The 15380-nt window shown below is 61.4% G+C and carries 11 protein-coding genes; 8 read left to right on the top strand and 3 right to left on the bottom strand.

Going from position 1 to position 15380, the window contains the following annotated elements:
* Nucleotides 1-76: 76 nt before the first annotated feature.
* Complete coding sequence (gene xthA, locus HX812_RS03370) at nucleotides 77-889, bottom strand: exodeoxyribonuclease III (RefSeq protein ID WP_016977422.1); 813 nt, start codon at nucleotides 887-889, stop codon at nucleotides 77-79.
* Nucleotides 890-1058: 169 nt separating this feature from the next.
* Between xthA and HX812_RS03365 the strand changes: the two genes are divergently transcribed.
* From HX812_RS03365 to HX812_RS03335, 7 genes are all read left to right on the top strand, one after another.
* The gene (locus tag HX812_RS03365; RefSeq protein ID WP_016977423.1) at nucleotides 1059-1709 is read left to right on the top strand and encodes an N-acetyltransferase; all 651 of its coding nucleotides are present in this window, start codon (nucleotides 1059-1061) and stop codon (nucleotides 1707-1709) included.
* A 64-nt stretch (nucleotides 1710-1773) separates the two neighbouring features.
* Entirely contained in the window at nucleotides 1774-3501 is a 1728-nt protein-coding gene (locus HX812_RS03360; protein WP_038844108.1) for an autotransporter assembly complex family protein, read from the top strand.
* Nucleotides 3501-7172, top strand: a complete 3672-nt coding sequence (locus HX812_RS03355; protein WP_038844110.1) for a translocation/assembly module TamB domain-containing protein — start codon at nucleotides 3501-3503, stop codon at nucleotides 7170-7172. The genes HX812_RS03360 and HX812_RS03355 overlap by 1 nt, the downstream gene beginning before the upstream one ends.
* Nucleotides 7173-7408: 236 nt before the next feature.
* Nucleotides 7409-7882: a MarR family winged helix-turn-helix transcriptional regulator gene (locus HX812_RS03350; protein ID WP_016977433.1), complete on the top strand. Its 474-nt coding sequence runs from the start codon at nucleotides 7409-7411 to the stop codon at nucleotides 7880-7882.
* Entirely contained in the window at nucleotides 7879-9327 is a 1449-nt protein-coding gene (locus HX812_RS03345) for an efflux transporter outer membrane subunit (RefSeq protein WP_038849494.1), read from the top strand. The genes HX812_RS03350 and HX812_RS03345 overlap by 4 nt, the downstream gene beginning before the upstream one ends.
* Nucleotides 9328-9342: 15 nt before the next feature.
* On the top strand, nucleotides 9343-10542 hold the full coding sequence (locus HX812_RS03340) for an efflux RND transporter periplasmic adaptor subunit (protein ID WP_038849492.1): 1200 nt from the start codon (nucleotides 9343-9345) through the stop codon (nucleotides 10540-10542).
* Nucleotides 10542-12071 (top strand): DHA2 family efflux MFS transporter permease subunit, encoded by a 1530-nt coding sequence (locus tag HX812_RS03335; protein WP_038849489.1) that lies wholly within the window; start codon nucleotides 10542-10544, stop codon nucleotides 12069-12071. The genes HX812_RS03340 and HX812_RS03335 overlap by 1 nt, the downstream gene beginning before the upstream one ends.
* A 93-nt stretch (nucleotides 12072-12164) precedes the next feature.
* On the opposite strand, the gene lpxH is transcribed toward HX812_RS03335, so the two are convergent.
* Together lpxH and HX812_RS03325 are read right to left on the bottom strand one after the other, a co-directional pair.
* Nucleotides 12165-12914 (bottom strand): UDP-2,3-diacylglucosamine diphosphatase, encoded by a 750-nt coding sequence (gene lpxH, locus HX812_RS03330; RefSeq protein ID WP_016977437.1) that lies wholly within the window; start codon nucleotides 12912-12914, stop codon nucleotides 12165-12167.
* The gene (locus HX812_RS03325) at nucleotides 12911-13414 is read right to left on the bottom strand and encodes a peptidylprolyl isomerase (protein WP_016977438.1); all 504 of its coding nucleotides are present in this window, start codon (nucleotides 13412-13414) and stop codon (nucleotides 12911-12913) included. Before HX812_RS03325 ends, lpxH begins: the two co-directional genes overlap by 4 nt.
* A gap of 248 nt (nucleotides 13415-13662) precedes the next feature.
* On the opposite strand from HX812_RS03325, the gene HX812_RS03320 reads away from it, so the two are divergent.
* Nucleotides 13663-15363: a glutamine--tRNA ligase/YqeY domain fusion protein gene (locus tag HX812_RS03320; RefSeq protein WP_038849486.1), complete on the top strand. Its 1701-nt coding sequence runs from the start codon at nucleotides 13663-13665 to the stop codon at nucleotides 15361-15363.
* The last annotated feature ends 17 nt before the right edge of the window (nucleotides 15364-15380 follow it).

Here is a 15380-nt window from a genome sequence, read left to right as displayed (position 1 = left end):
AAAGGGAGTGCCGCGAGAATAAGTCAGGCAGGTTGCATAAATATGACGGGGCCGAGGGTTCGGCCCCGTCAGGGGATCAGCTCAGTTCCAGCCAGATCGGCGCATGGTCCGACGGCTTTTCCAGGCCGCGCAATTCGTAGTCCACCCCGGCATCCTTGACCCGCGACAGCAGGCCGTTGGAGGCCAGGATCACGTCGATGCGCAGGCCGCGCTTGGGTTCGTCCTCAAAGCCACGGCTGCGGTAGTCGAACCAGCTGAAGCGGTCTGCAACCTCTGGGTTGAGGTGACGGAAGCTGTCCACCAGACCCCAGTTCTTCAGGCGGGCCATCCACTCGCGTTCTTCCGGCAGGAAGCTGCATTTGCCGGTCTTGAGCCAGCGCTTGGCGTTGTCGGCACCGATGCCGATATCGATGTCTTCCGGGGAAATGTTGATGTCGCCCATCACCACCAGCGCCTGGTCATTGCTGAACTGGCTTTCCAGCAACTGTTGCAGGTCTTCGTAGAAGCGCTGTTTGGCCGGAAACTTGGTGGGGTGGTCGCGGCTTTCGCCCTGGGGGAAGTAACCGTTCATGATGGTGACCGGTTGGCCGTTCTCATCGGCGAAGGTGCCCCAGATAAACCGGCGCTGGGCGTCTTCTTCGTCGCTGGCGAAGCCTTTGTGCAGGCTCAACGCCGGCTGGCGCGAGAGCAGGGCCACACCGTAGTGACCTTTTTGGCCGTGGTAGTACACGTGATAGCCAAGGGCCTGTACTTCGGCCAGTGGGAACTGGTCATCGTGGACCTTGGTTTCTTGCAGGCCGATCACGTCGGGCTGGTGCTTTTCAATCAGCGCCGCCAGCTGATGAGGGCGGGCGCGCAGCCCGTTGATATTGAAGGAGACGATTTTCATGGTCGGCAGTCCAGTCCTGGCAAAAGGGCGATGCTAGCGGACAAGTCGGACGGGGGCCAGCGTGGCGGTAGGGCAGTTGCACTGCTAATGTCTGGGAACGACTGATGCTGCACAGGTTCGTACCCATAAGAACGCGGCCTTTTGAGCCGCGCCCAGGGAGATTGACGGTATGCCGGACACTTCAACTGCAACTGCTGAAATTCGCCTGCTCAACAGCGGCTATTCCCGCGAAGCCCGTTCCTTGCTGTACCAGGCTTATCGGCATGAGCCGACGTTCGCCTACATCTTCGAAGCCGAGCGTCCTGGTTATGAACAGCGGGTACGCGCCACCGTACGTGAGCTGGTCAAGCAGCACTTCTTTCAGAAACTGCCGGCCATTGGTCTGTTCGTCAACGACCGGCTGATCGGCATCGCCCTGATCGCACCACCGCAGCGGCGCCTGGGGATTACCGAAAGCTGGGCCTGGCAACTGCGCATGTGGTTGAGCACGGGCGTGCGCGGTACGCGACGTTACCTCGACTACCATCACGCCGTGCTGGCGTGCCTGCCCAGTGAGTCGGTGCATGTGCTGCCGTTGCTGGGCATTCATCCGCAATTCCAGGGCAAACACTACGGCGAGCAGTTGCTGGAGGCCGTGCACAACTGGTGCGCCGAAGACCCGCATTCGTCTGGCGTGGTGCTGGACACGGGCAACTCACGCTATCTGGAGTTCTATAAGCGTCAGGGCTATGAGGAAATCGGTGAAGTCGCTGTAGGACCTGTCCTGGAGCATGTGTTTTTTCACCCCAATCCCCAGTCGTTACATGCTGCAACGGCTTAGTACAGAATTATTCAGACATTTCCGAGTTCAAAGAGGCTCCCCAGGTCGTGTAGCATCCGCGCCTATGAAGTTTCCAGGAAGATTTACCAGCGGCTTGATTCTGCTGTTCACAAGCTGCGGCGCCTTGGCGCAAAGCGAACTGGACGTGCGGATCAAACCCTCAAACGACGCGTTGAAAGCCAACATCGAAGGCTATATCGGCGGGGTGGGCGATCGTGATGAAGAGGCCTTGCTGCGGTTCAGCCGTGGCGCCGAGGAGCAGGCGCGCAAAGCTGCCCAGGCCCTAGGCTTCTATCAACCACAGATCGAGAGTGACGTGAAGGGCGGCAAGAACCCGCGCCTGATCCTCACCATCGACCCCGGCGAGCCGGTGCATTTGCGTAACGTGACCATTCGGGTCGACGGCCAGGCCGCCGACCTCAAGGCCTTTCGCGTGCCCGTCAGCAACGACCTCAAATCCGGCGCCGTGCTCAATCACGGCCATTACGAAGACGCCAAGCGTCTGATCCAGAACCAGGCCTCACGCTACGGCTTTTTCAGCGGGCGCTTCACCAGCCAGAAACTCGCGGTCGACCCGCAAGCTGGCGTCGCCGATATCGAACTCATCTACGACAGCGGCCCGCGCTACACCCTTGGCAAAGTCAGCTTTGCTGGCGATACGCCATTTGACGAAGACCTGCTGCAACGCATGGTGCCGTTCAAAAGCGGCACGCCCTACGACTCCGAACTGATCGCCGAACTCAACCAGAACCTGCAAGGCAGTGGTTTTTTCGAAGGTGTGCGCGTGGACGCAGCACCGGCCGCTTCGACCAATGACATCATTCCCGTGGCCGTGCGCCTGGAGACCCGCAAGCCGCGCACCATGGGCCTGGGCCTGGGGTTTTCAACCGACGTCGGCCCGCGCGGCAAAGCCAACTGGACCCGTCACTGGGTCAACCCCCAGGGCCACAGTTATGGCTGGGAAGCCGAGCTGTCGGCGCCCCGACAGAACGTCGGCCTGTGGTACGACATCCCGCTCGATCCGCCGCTCACCGATAAGCTACGTTTTGCGGGTGGCTACCAGAACGAAGAAATCGCCAACACTGATACGGTCAGTAAATTGCTGACTCTCGGCCCTGAATGGCACAGCAAGTTGCCCAGCGGCTGGACCCGGGTGATTTCGCTCAAGTACCAGCGCGAAGAATACCGTCTGGGCAATGACTCCGGCCTGAGTAACCTGGTGATGCCGGGCGTCAGCTATTCCTACCTGCGCAGTGATAACCGCATCGACCCCCACAACGGCTACCGCCTGCAATTCGACACCAAGGTCGCCAAAGAAGGCCTGGGTTCCGATACCAACCTGCTTTATGGCACGGCCATGGTCAAAGGCCTGACCACCTTGTGGGACAACCACCGTTTCCTGGCCCGCGCCCAGGTGGGCGGCAGTGCCACCAACGGTTACAAATCGGTGCCGCCGTCGCTGCGCTTCTTTGCCGGTGGTGATCAGAGTGTGCGGGGCTACGAGTACCAGACGCTGTCGCCCGAGAACGACCGCGGTGATCGCATTGGTGGCCGTTACATGGTGGCCCTGAGCGCTGAGTATCAATACTCCATCGCCGAGAAATGGCGGATCGCAACCTTTATCGACCAGGGCAACTCATTCAATACCCTGGAAATGCCCAGCCTCAAAACCGGCGTCGGTGTGGGTATCCGCTGGGTTTCGCCGGTCGGCCCGATCCGCCTCGACCTGGCCCATGCCCTCGAAGATCCGGGCGGCATTCGATTGCACTTTTCCATGGGGCCTGAGCTGTGATGCGTGGTGTGAAAATAGCGGGGCTGGCCGTGGTGGCCATCCTTGCCGTGCTGTTGTTGGCACCGTGGACGGTGCTCGGCACCCAGGCGGGCAGCCGCTGGGCGTTGAGCCGTGTACCGGGTTTGACGGTAGAAAATTTCCAGGGGCATCTGGGTGGCCAATGGAGCGCCGACCATTTGCTGTGGCAGCAGGACAGCAGCCGCGTCGAACTCAAGTCCCCCACCTTTGATTGGTCGCCAGCATGCCTGTTGCGCATGACACTGTGCATCAATCAACTGGATGTGGAACAGGTCAGCCTGCAATTTCCACCGAGCACCGAAGAAAGCAGCGGTCCGATCCAACTGCCGGATTTGAAACTGCCGCTAGCCATCCAGCTGGGCGACGTTCGCGTTGGCAGCCTTCTGTTTAATGGCAGCGAAGAACTCAAGGGGCTTCAACTCGCGGCGCATTGGACGGCGGCCGGCATGCAGATCGACTCGGTACACCTGCAACGGGATGACCTGGTGCTGGACCTCTCCGGCCTGCTGCAACCCACCGGCGACTGGCCATTGAGCGTCACCGGTAACCTGAGCCTGCCTTACGCACCGGGCGGCGCAGCGTGGAAGGTGGCACTCAAGGTTGATGGCGACCTGCTCAAAACCCTCAAACTCGACGCCGACAGTACGGGCTACCTACCAGCCAAGCTCACCGGCGAACTGCAACCCCTTGCGGAAAACCTTCCAGCCCAGGTGCACATCACCGCAGACGGATTCAAACCCAGCGCCGACCTGCCCGACACCCTGCAACTCAATCAACTCGACCTCACCGCCAAAGGCGACCTGAGCCGCGGCTACCAACTGCTGGGCAAGGCCGTGCTGCCTGCGGAAAAAAGTCCGGTGGACTTGCTGCTGCAAGGTCGGGTCGACGCCAAGGGCGCGCAGATCGCCGGTCTGGACCTGAATGCCGGTGACAAACAGAGCCTCAAGCTGACGGCCCAATTGGATTGGCAACAGGGCTTCAGCGCCGACGCCAAGATCGACTGGCTGGACTTCCCTTGGCATCGCCTCTACCCAGTGATCGACGAGCCGCAAGTCGCGCTGCGTACTTTCAATGGTGAGATTTCCTACAAGGACGGCAACTACTTGGGCAACCTCAAGGCCGACCTCGACGGCCCGGCGGGCAAGTTCAATGTGGTCACGCCCTTCAGTGGCGACCTCAAGCAAATCTTCCTGCCAGAACTCAAACTCACTGCCGGCCAAGGCAAGGCCGAAGGCCACCTGAACCTGCAATTCGCCGACGGCATTGCCTGGGACACCGCGCTGGACCTGTCGGCACTGAACCCGGCGTATTGGGTCGCAGAACTGCCGGGCACCCTGGCCGGGCCACTACGTAGCAAGGGCGAGTTCAAGCACGAGCAACTCAAGCTGAACGCCGACCTCGACCTCAAGGGCCGCCTGCGTGGGCAAACCGCTGTGTTGGCGGTCAAGGCGGAAGGCGCGGGCGAGCAGTGGACGCTGGCCAACCTGGATATCCGCCTGGGTGACAACCGCATCAACGGCAGCGGCAGCCTGCAACAGCGCCTGGCCGGGCAGATTGATATCAAGCTGGCACGCCTGGCCCAGCTCTGGCCGCAATTGCGCGGGCAGGTCAACGGTCGACTCGACGTGGCCGGCAGCCTCAACGCCCCCCAGGGCAAGCTCGCTCTCAAGGGCCAACAACTGGCATTTGCCGATAACCGCCTGCAAAACCTTACCCTCGACGCCAGCCTGGACAGTGCCCAGCGCGCCAAGATCGACCTGAAAGGCAGCGGCATCCAATCCGGCGACACCCAGGTCGGTACCCTGACCGCCAGCGCCCAGGGCGATATCAAGAACCAGAAGGTCCAACTGGACCTGGCCGGGCCGCTGGTCAAGCTCGCCCTGGCGTTGGACGGCAACCTCGACAAAGGTAACTGGCGCGGGCGCCTGGCCAGTGGCGATGTCCAAGCCGGTGGCCAGGACTGGAAGCTGCAAGCCCCGGCGAAGATCGAACGCATGGCCGATGGCAAGCTGACATTTGCTGCGCACTGCTGGGTGTCCGGCCCGGCCAGCCTGTGCGGCGAAGACCAGCGCCTGATGCCTGAGCCAAAGCTGCGTTACCACCTCAAGCAATTCCCCATCGACAGCCTGGCGGCGTTTTTGCCCAAGGATTTCGCCTGGCAGGGCAAGCTCAACGCCGACTTGCAATTGGACCTGCCCGACAGCGGCCCTAAAGGCGTGGTCGCGGTGGATGCCAGTGGTGGCACTTTGCGCGTGAAGGACAAGGACCAATGGCTGGACTTCCCCTACGACACGCTCAAGTTGGAAACCACCCTCAATCCCAAGCGTATCGACACGCAGCTGAATTTCCGTGGCGGCAAGCTTGGCGAATTGATGGTGCAGGCGCAGATCAACCCGCTGCCGAAGAACAAGCCGATCACCGGCAACTTCAGCCTGGTCGGCCTCGATCTCGCCGTGGCGCGGCCGTTTGTGCCGATGGTGGAAACCCTCAGCGGCAAGCTCAATGGCAACGGGCGCATCTCCGGTGGCCTGTTGGCACCCCAGGTCAACGGCAACGTGAACCTGGTGGGCGGCGAGATTTCCGGTCCGGAACTGCCCATCAGCCTGGAAGGTTTGAACGTGCAGGCGCTGATCGCCGGTGAAAGCGTGCAACTCAACGGTGGCTGGCGCAGTGGCAAGGCCGGGCAGGGCAGCCTTAAGGGCCAGATCGACTGGGGCCAGGCGCTGGTGGTGGACCTCAGCCTGCAAGGCTCGCAACTGCCGGTCACGGTGGAACCCTACGCCGTGCTGGAAGTGGCGCCCGACCTGAAAATCAGCCTGAAGAACGACAAGCTGGCCATCGCCGGCAAAGTGCACATTCCGCGCGGCGATATCACCGTACGTGAACTGCCGCCGTCCACCGTCAAGGTCTCGGATGACACCGTGATCATCGGCAGCCAGACCGAAGAGGGCAAGCCGCCGATGGCGATGGCCATGGACATCGACGTGGTGGTGGGTGAAGACAAGCTCAACTTCTCAGGCTTCGGCCTCACCGCCAAGGTGCAGGGCCAGGTGCATGTCGGTGACAACATGGACACCCGTGGCGAGCTGTGGCTCAACGATGGGCGTTACCGCGCCTACGGCCAGAAGCTGGATGTGCGCCGTGCGCGGTTGCTGTTTGCCGGGCCGTTGGACCAGCCGTACCTGGACATTGAAGCGATCCGCAAGACCGACGATGTGATCGCCGGTATCCGCCTGAGCGGCAGCGCCGAACAGCCCACTACGCAGATCTTCTCGGAGCCGGCCATGAGCCAGGAGCAGGCGCTGTCGTACCTGGTGCTGGGGCGTCCGCTGAGCACCACCGGTGAAGATAACAACATGTTGGCCCAGGCCGCGTTGGGCTTGGGTTTGATGGGCAGCGCCGGGGTGACGTCGGACCTGGCGAAGAACCTGGGTATCCAGGATTTTGAGCTCGATACGCAAGGCAGCGGGAATAACACCGCCGTGGTGGCCAGCGGCAAGATCACCGAGAAACTCAGCCTGCGGTATGGGGTAGGGGTGTTCGAACCGGCCAGTACGATCGCCTTGCGCTATTTGTTGAGCAAGAAGGTGTATCTGGAAGTGGCCAGTGGGGTGGCCAGTTCCCTGGATATCTTCTACAAACGCGATTTCTAAACCTTACTCGGTAAAAAATGTAGGAGCGGGCTTGCTCGCGAATGCGGTACATCAGTCATAAATTCCTTGACTGACACACCGCATTTGCGAGCAAGCCCGCTCCCACATTTGCTTGGATTCAAAACCGCTCATCGCGCAATTACCAAGCAAGCTAATAATTCCATTTGACATTCGCTGCCTAAGCAGTAACATCTTGTCATACATTCACTGCCTAGGCAGTAATAAGGTGACTTCCGATGTCTCACTTCACTCCTGACAGTTTTCGCAACTGCCATCTTGGCTTGCTTCTGGGCCGGGCGGCGCTGCTCAAGGACCGCATTATCGACACCCATATGGAGCCGCACGGTGTAACCGCCGCGCAGTTCAAGGTGTTGATCATCATTGCCCAGTTCGACGTCGATACCCCGGCGGAGCTGTGCCGCAACCTGTCCCTGGACAGCGGCTCCATGACCCGCATGCTCGACCGCCTGGAACAGAAGGGTCTGCTGGCGCGCCAGCGTTCCGAGCAGGACCGGCGCCAGGTGCGGCTGGTGCTCACCGAAGACGGCCAGCGCCTGGCGGACATGCTGCCACATATCGGCGCGCAGTCGATGAACGAACTGGCCGGCGCCCTGGAGCCCGGCGAGTTGCAGACCCTGGAACGGATCCTCAAGAAAATTCTGGTAGCTGCCGGTGACGCCATCGTCATCCAGCGGGTAGGTAATGAATGAACAGACGCGCACTTAGCCTGGTGCTGGTGGCCATGAGCATGGCCGGTTGCGCCAACTACAGCGGCCTCGATACCCAAGGCAAACGGCTCGACGCTGGCACCCTGCAAACCGGCAAGACGTTGAGCGGCGTGACCCTGTCGAGCGCGGCCTGGCCCAGCGCCGATTGGTGGAAAAGCCTGGGCGACCCACAGCTCGACGGCCTGATCCAGGAAGCCCTGCAAAACAGCCCTGACATGCAAGTCGCCAGCGCGCGTGCCCATCAGGCTGAAGCCGCTGCCTATGCCGCCAACGCCGAGCGCATGCCGACCCTGGATGCCAGCGCCGGTGTGACACGCTCGCGCCTGGCCAAAGACCAGGACCCACGGGGCGAAGGCGATGCCTATTCCACCGTGCGCAACATCGGCGCCAGCTTCAACTACAACTTCGACCTCTGGGGTGGCCAGCGGGCCGCCTGGGAAGCGGCGTTGGGCGAAGCGCGTGCCGCCCAGGTCGATCAACAGGCCGCGCGCCTGACCCTGGCCGCCAACGTGGCCAAGGCCTACAGCGATCTGGGCCAGGCCCATATCGTGCGGGACTTGGCCAACGACGACCTCAAGCGCACCCGGCAGATGCTCGACCTGGGCCAGCGCCGCCTGAACTCGGGCATCGACAGCCACTATCAGTACCAGCAGACCGAAAGCCTGGAAGCCAGCTCGCAGTCGCAACTGATCGACGCGGAAAAACAGCTGCAAAGCGCCAAGATCGCCCTGGCAGTGTTGCTCGGCAAAGGCCCGGACCGTGGCAGTGAACTGGCTCGGCCCAATGTGCTGAAACCCAGCGCTGTCGCCGTGCCCTCGGTGCTGCCCGCCGAGCTGCTGGGCCGTCGCCCAGACCTGATCGCCGCGCGCTGGCGCGTCGAAGCAGCCGGCAAGAATATCGATGCGAGCAAGACCCGCTTCTACCCCAACCTCAACCTGAGCGCGAGCGCCGGGGCCGAGTCGTTGCTGGGGGATGCGATGTTCGGTTCGGCCAGCCGCTTCTTCAATATTGCGCCGACGATCTCGCTGCCGATCTTTGACGGCGGTCGCCTGCGCGCCGACCTCGATGCCCGTGACGCCGACTACGACCTGGCGGTGGCGCAGTACAACAAGACCCTGGTGCAAGCCCTGGGCGATATCGGCAACACCCTTTCACAACTGCGCGACACCGGCCGGCAGATCCAAGCCCAGCAACATGCCGCGAACATTGCCCAGCAGTCCTACGACACCGGTTTGCAGCGCTACAGCTCCGGCATCGGCAACTACCTGGATGTGCTCAGCATTGAGCAGCAATTGCTGCAGGCCCAGCGTCAGCTGGCGACGCTGAATGCCGCGCAGATCGATCTGTCGATTCAATTGATGCAGGCCCTGGGTGGCGGATACGACGCCAGGAACATGGCCGCGACCACCCCCGTCCGCTCGGAATAATTTGAGGTATTTGTCATGGCCACTGCCGAAAACACCCACGCAACTGAACAACCCCAGGACAACAACCCACGCAAACGCAAAGTGATGCTGATCGGCCTGGCGCTGATCGTCATCCTGGCGGTGGTGGGCGTGTGGGGCTGGTACGAACTCTACGGCCGCTTCAACGAGAGCACCGACGATGCCTATGTGAATGGCAACGTGGTGGAAATCACCCCGCTGGTCACCGGCACCGTGGTCAGCATCGGCGCCGACGATGGTGACTTGGTCCACGAAGGCCAGGTGCTGGTCAACTTCGACCCGAACGACGCCGCCGTCGGCCTGCAAAGTGCCCAGGCCAACCTGGCCCGCACCGTGCGCCAGGTACGCGGCCTGTACAGCAACGTCGACGGTATGAAAGCCCAGGTCAACGCACAGAAAGCCGATGTGCAAACCGCCCAGGACAACTTCAACCGTCGTAAAACCCTGGCCCAGGGCGGGGCGATTTCCCAGGAAGAACTGTCCCACGCCCGTGACAGCCTGACCGCGGCGAAAAACGCGCTGACCAACCTTGAGCAGCAACTGAAAACCACCAACGCATTGGTGGATGACACCGTGATCTCGTCCCATCCGGACGTGCAGGCCGCCGCCGCGCAATTGCGCCAGGCCTACCTGACCAATGCGCGCAGCACCTTGATTGCACCGGTCACCGGGTACGTGGCCAAGCGCACCGTGCAACTGGGCCAGCGTGTGCAACCGGGCACCGCGTTGATGGCGGTGATCCCGCTGAACCAGCTGTGGATCGACGCCAACTTCAAGGAAACCCAGCTGCGCGACATGCGTATCGGCCAGCCGGTGGACATTGAGTCGGACATCTACGGCAGCGACGTGAAATTCAGCGGCACCATCGACAGCCTCGGTGCGGGCACGGGCAGCGCATTTGCCCTGCTGCCGGCACAGAACGCCACCGGTAACTGGATCAAGATCGTGCAACGGGTGCCGGTGCGCATCCATATCAACGCCGATGAGCTGGCCAAGCACCCGCTGCGCGTGGGCTTGAGCACCCTGGTCAACGTGGACCTGCACGACCAGAGCGGCCCGGTCCTGGCGCAACAGGCGCCGCAGAAAGCGTCGTTCACCACCAACGTGTATGACCGCCAACTCGCTGAAGCCGACGCCATGATCACCCAGTTGATCCATGACAACAGCCTCGCCGCGCCCAAGGCTGTGCAACGCTGATGAGCAATAACGCCTCCTTCACGCCACCCAGCCTGTTGATGGCCACTATTGGCCTGTCGCTGGCGACCTTTATGCAGGTGCTCGACACCACCATCGCCAACGTGGCGTTGCCGACCATTTCCGGCAACCTTGGCGTGAGTTCGGAGCAGGGCACCTGGGTCATCACCTCGTTTGCGGTGAGCAACGCGATTGCCTTGCCGCTGACCGGCTGGCTGAGCCGCCGCTTTGGCGAGGTGAAGCTGTTCCTGTGGGCGACCATCCTGTTTGTGCTGGCGTCGTTCCTCTGCGGTATTTCCACCTCGATGCCCGAGCTGATCGGCTTTCGGGTGCTGCAAGGCTTAGTCGCCGGGCCGTTGTACCCGATGACCCAAACCCTGCTGATCGCGGTCTATCCCCCAGCGAGGCGCGGCATGGCCCTGGCGTTGCTTGCGATGGTTACGGTGGTGGCGCCGATTGCCGGGCCGATCCTCGGCGGCTGGATTACGGACAGCTACAGCTGGCCGTGGATCTTCTTCATCAACGTACCGATCGGCATTTTTGCGGTGATGGTGGTGCGTTCCCAACTGAAGAAGCGCCCCGTGGTCACCAGCCATCAGCCGATGGACTACGTGGGGCTGTTGAGCCTCATCGTCGGCGTCGGCGCCTTGCAGATCATCCTCGACAAAGGCAATGACCTGGACTGGTTCGAATCCAACTTCATCATCATCGGTGCAGCGATTTCGGTGATTGCCCTGGCGGTGTTCATCATCTGGGAACTCACTGACAAACACCCGGTGGTCAACCTGAAGCTGTTCGCCTACCGTAACTTCCGCATCGGCACCATTGTGTTGATCCTGGGGTATGCGGGCTTCTTCGGTATCAACCTGATCCTGCCGCAATGGCTGCAGACCCAGATGGGCTACACCGCCACTTGGGCTGGCTTGGCGGTAGCGCCGATCGGGATTCTGCCGGTGTTGATGTCGCCGTTCGTGGGCAAGTACGCGCACAAGTTCGACCTGCGCCTGCTGGCGGGCCTGGCGTTCCTGGCGATTGGCCTGAGCTGCTTCATGCGCGCCGGCTTCACCAATGAAGTGGACTTCCAGCACATCGCCCTGGTGCAGCTGTTCATGGGCATTGGCGTGGCGCTGTTCTTCATGCCGACCCTGAGCATCCTGATGTCCGACCTGCCGCCGCACCAGATTGCCGATGGCGCTGGCCTGGCCACCTTCCTGCGGACATTGGGCGGCAGTTTTGCGGCGTCGCTGACCACCTGGATCTGGATCCGCCGGGCGGACCAGCACCATGCGTACATGAGCGAAAACATGACCACCTACGACTCCGCCACCCGCGATGCCTTGCAGGCACTGGGCGGGGCAGGGCAGAAGGCCTACACGCAGTTGGATCAGATTCTCACCAGCCAGGCGTACATGATGTCCACCGTGGACTACTTCACGTTGCTGGGGTGGATGTTCATGGGGTTGATGTTGCTGGTGTGGTTGGCGAAGCCGCCGTTTACCGCGAAAGCGGGGCCAGCAGCTTCCGGCCACTAACTGGGAGGTTAACCCTGCTTTTTTGTGGTGAGCGGGCTTGCCCGCGCGAGGCAAGCTCGCTCACCACAAAAGAGCGAACCGGCACGCGGTGTATCAGGCGCCGGGTAGCGCCAACTGCGGGTTCACAAAATCAAACGCCGCCAACTGAAACCCTTGCTCATCCACCTGCAACGCCCAGCCCTGCTTGTCCCAATCCCCCAGCACAATGCGCTTGGCCGCCTGGTCACCAATCTGCAACTTATGAATGGCGGGGCGGTGGGTGTGGCCGTGGACCAGGGTGCGCACGCCGAACTGCTGCATCACCCGTGGCACTTCCTCGGGGGTGACATCAACAATGTCGTTAGCCTTCATGCGCGTTTGCGCCCGGCTTTCGCTGCGCAGCTTGCGCGCCAACTTGTGGCGGGTGCTCAAAGGAAGGTGGCGCAGGATAAACAGCACAATCGGATTGCGCAGGATGCGCCGCAGCTTCATATAGCCGACGTCGCGGGTACAGAGGCTGTCGCCGTGCATCAACAGCACGGGCTCGCCATGGAGCTGCACGACACTCGGGTCCTTGAGCAAGGTGGCACCTGCTGCTTTGCAGAACGCCTTGCCGATCAGGAAGTCACGGTTGCCGTGCATGATGAAAATCGGGGTGCCGCTGTCGCTCAGCTCGCGCAGAGCCTCGCAGATGGAGCGCTGGAAGGGCGTCATCCCATCGTCGCCAATCCAGGCTTCAAAGAAGTCCCCCAGAATGTACAACGCCTGGGCGCCACGGGCGCGGGTGTGGAGCAGATCCAGAAACGCCCGGGTGATATCCGGGCGCTCCTCTTCCAGATGCAAATCTGAAATCAGCAATATCACCCAACGATCTCGGCTTTCTCGACGATAACGTCTTCTACCGGAACGTCCTGGTGACCGGCTTTACCGGTGGTCTGCACGCCTTTGATCTTGTCAACGACGTCCTGGCCTTCGGTGACTTTACCGAATACCGCGTAACCCCAACCCTGCACGTTCTTGCCGCTGTGGTTCAGGAAGGCGTTGTCGGCGACGTTGATGAAGAACTGCGCGGAGGCCGAATGCGGCTCCATGGTACGGGCCATGGCGACAGTGTACTTGTCGTTGGAAAGGCCGTTGTCCGCTTCGTTCTGGATGCTTGGGCGCTTGTCTTTCTTTTCTTTCATGCCAGGCTCGAAACCGCCGCCCTGGACCATGAAGTTGCCGATGACACGGTGGAAAACAGTGTTTTCGTAGTGGCCGGCGTTCACGTACTCGATGAAGTTGGCGACGGTGATCGGCGCTTTCTCGGCGTTCAGCTCGATGACGATGTCACCGTGGTTGGTGGTCAGTTTGACTTGAGTCATGTTCACTACTCTTTTCAGGGAATTCGTGGGTTTGGGTGCCTGGGCACCACGACCGGTATGGCGAAACTGCGGCCAAGGCGCGCAGTTTAGCGTGCCCTGCAGGAATTTCGAGGTGGTTTTTTACCGCCGGTGCAATAAATGCAGCAGTTTTTGGCCGCGCTCTGTCAGGTACTTGACAGCATCGGCTATGATATCGCCTTTGTTTTGTCGGCCTAGCCCGGCCACGTACTTGTCTGTTCAAGGATCCTATGAGCAAGCCCACTGTCGACCCTACCTCGAATTCCAAGGCCGGACCTGCCGTCCCGGTCAATTTCCTGCGCCCGATCATCCAGGCGGACCTGGATTCGGGCAAGCACACGCAGATCGTCACCCGCTTCCCGCCAGAGCCCAACGGCTACCTGCACATCGGTCACGCCAAGTCGATCTGTGTGAACTTCGGCCTGGCCCAGGAATTCGGTGGCGTCACGCACCTGCGTTTCGACGACACCAACCCGGCCAAGGAAGACCAGGAATACATCGACGCCATCGAAAGCGACATCAAGTGGCTGGGCTTCGAATGGTCCGGTGAAGTGCGCTATGCCTCCAAATACTTCGACCAGCTGTTCGACTGGGCCGTCGAACTGATCAAGGCCGGCAAGGCCTATGTCGACGACCTGAGCCCGGAACAGGCCAAGGAATACCGTGGTACCCTGACCGAACCGGGCAAGAACAGCCCGTTCCGCGACCGTTCGGTGGAAGAGAACCTGGACTGGTTCGCCCGCATGCGCGCCGGTGAGTTCCCGGACGGCGCCCGCGTGCTGCGGGCCAAGATCGACATGGCCTCGCCGAACATGAACCTGCGCGACCCGATCATGTACCGCATCCGCCATGCCCATCACCACCAGACCGGTGACAAGTGGTGCATCTACCCGAACTACGACTTCACCCACGGTCAGTCGGACGCCATCGAAGGCATCACCCACTCTATCTGCACCCTGGAGTTCGAGAGCCATCGTCCGCTGTACGAATGGTTCCTGGACAGCCTGCCGGTGCCAGCGCACCCGCGCCAGTATGAGTTCAGCCGCCTGAACCTGAACTACACCATCACCAGCAAGCGCAAGCTCAAGCAACTGGTGGACGAGAAGCACGTCCACGGTTGGGATGACCCACGCATGTCCACCCTGTCGGGCTTCCGCCGCCGTGGCTACACACCGGCGTCGATCCGCAACTTCTGCGACATGGTCGGCACCAACCGTTCCGACGGCGTGGTCGATTTCGGCATGCTCGAATTCAGCATCCGCCAGGACCTCGACGCCAACGCCCCGCGCGCCATGTGCGTGCTGCGTCCGTTGAAAGTCGTGATCACCAACTACCCGGAAGACAAGGTCGACAACCTTGAGTTGCCGCGTCATCCGCAGAAAGAAGAACTCGGCGTGCGCAAGCTGCCGTTCGCCCGTGAAATCTACATCGACCGCGATGACTTCATGGAGGAGCCGCCAAAAGGCTACAAGCGCCTGGAGCCGAACGGCGAAGTGCGCCTGCGCGGCAGCTACGTGATCCGTGCCGACGAAGCGATCAAGGACGCCGATGGCAACATCGTCGAACTGCGTTGCTCCTACGATCCGGACACCCTGGGCAAGAACCCTGAAGGCCGCAAGGTCAAGGGCGTGATCCACTGGGTGCCGGCGGCTGCCAGCATCGAGTGCGAAGTGCGCCTGTACGATCGTCTGTTCCGCTCGCCGAACCCGGAAAAGGCCGAAGACAGCGCCAGCTTCCTCGACAACATCAACCCTGACTCCCTGCAAGTACTCACTGGTTGTCGTGCCGAACCCTCGTTGGGCGAAGCACAGCCGGAAGACCGTTTCCAGTTCGAGCGCGAAGGTTACTTCTGCGCGGATATCAAGGACTCGAAACCTGGTGCTCCGGTATTCAACCGTACCGTGACCTTGCGTGATTCGTGGGGCCAGTGATTCTCTAAGGAAGCCGT

Origin of the sequence: Pseudomonas sp. IPO3749 (genome assembly GCF_013386605.1) — a bacterium.
GTDB classification, from domain to species: Bacteria; Pseudomonadota; Gammaproteobacteria; order Pseudomonadales; family Pseudomonadaceae; genus Aquipseudomonas; species Aquipseudomonas azotoformans_A.
The sequence above is the reverse complement of the archived record's forward strand: the minus strand, read 5'-3'. Positions and strand labels throughout refer to the sequence as shown.

Coding starts and splice junctions, on each gene's coding strand:
- HX812_RS03325 (WP_016977438.1), bottom strand. CDS start 13,414: ATGACTCAAGTCAAACTGACCACCAACCACGGTGACATCGTCATCGAG.
- HX812_RS03340 (WP_038849492.1), top strand. CDS start 9,343: ATGGCCACTGCCGAAAACACCCACGCAACTGAACAACCCCAGGACAAC.
- HX812_RS03350 (WP_016977433.1), top strand. CDS start 7,409: ATGTCTCACTTCACTCCTGACAGTTTTCGCAACTGCCATCTTGGCTTG.
- HX812_RS03345 (WP_038849494.1), top strand. CDS start 7,879: ATGAACAGACGCGCACTTAGCCTGGTGCTGGTGGCCATGAGCATGGCC.
- HX812_RS03360 (WP_038844108.1), top strand. CDS start 1,774: ATGAAGTTTCCAGGAAGATTTACCAGCGGCTTGATTCTGCTGTTCACA.
- HX812_RS03335 (WP_038849489.1), top strand. CDS start 10,542: ATGAGCAATAACGCCTCCTTCACGCCACCCAGCCTGTTGATGGCCACT.
- HX812_RS03355 (WP_038844110.1), top strand. CDS start 3,501: ATGCGTGGTGTGAAAATAGCGGGGCTGGCCGTGGTGGCCATCCTTGCC.
- HX812_RS03320 (WP_038849486.1), top strand. CDS start 13,663: ATGAGCAAGCCCACTGTCGACCCTACCTCGAATTCCAAGGCCGGACCT.
- HX812_RS03365 (WP_016977423.1), top strand. CDS start 1,059: ATGCCGGACACTTCAACTGCAACTGCTGAAATTCGCCTGCTCAACAGC.
- xthA (WP_016977422.1), bottom strand. CDS start 889: ATGAAAATCGTCTCCTTCAATATCAACGGGCTGCGCGCCCGCCCTCAT.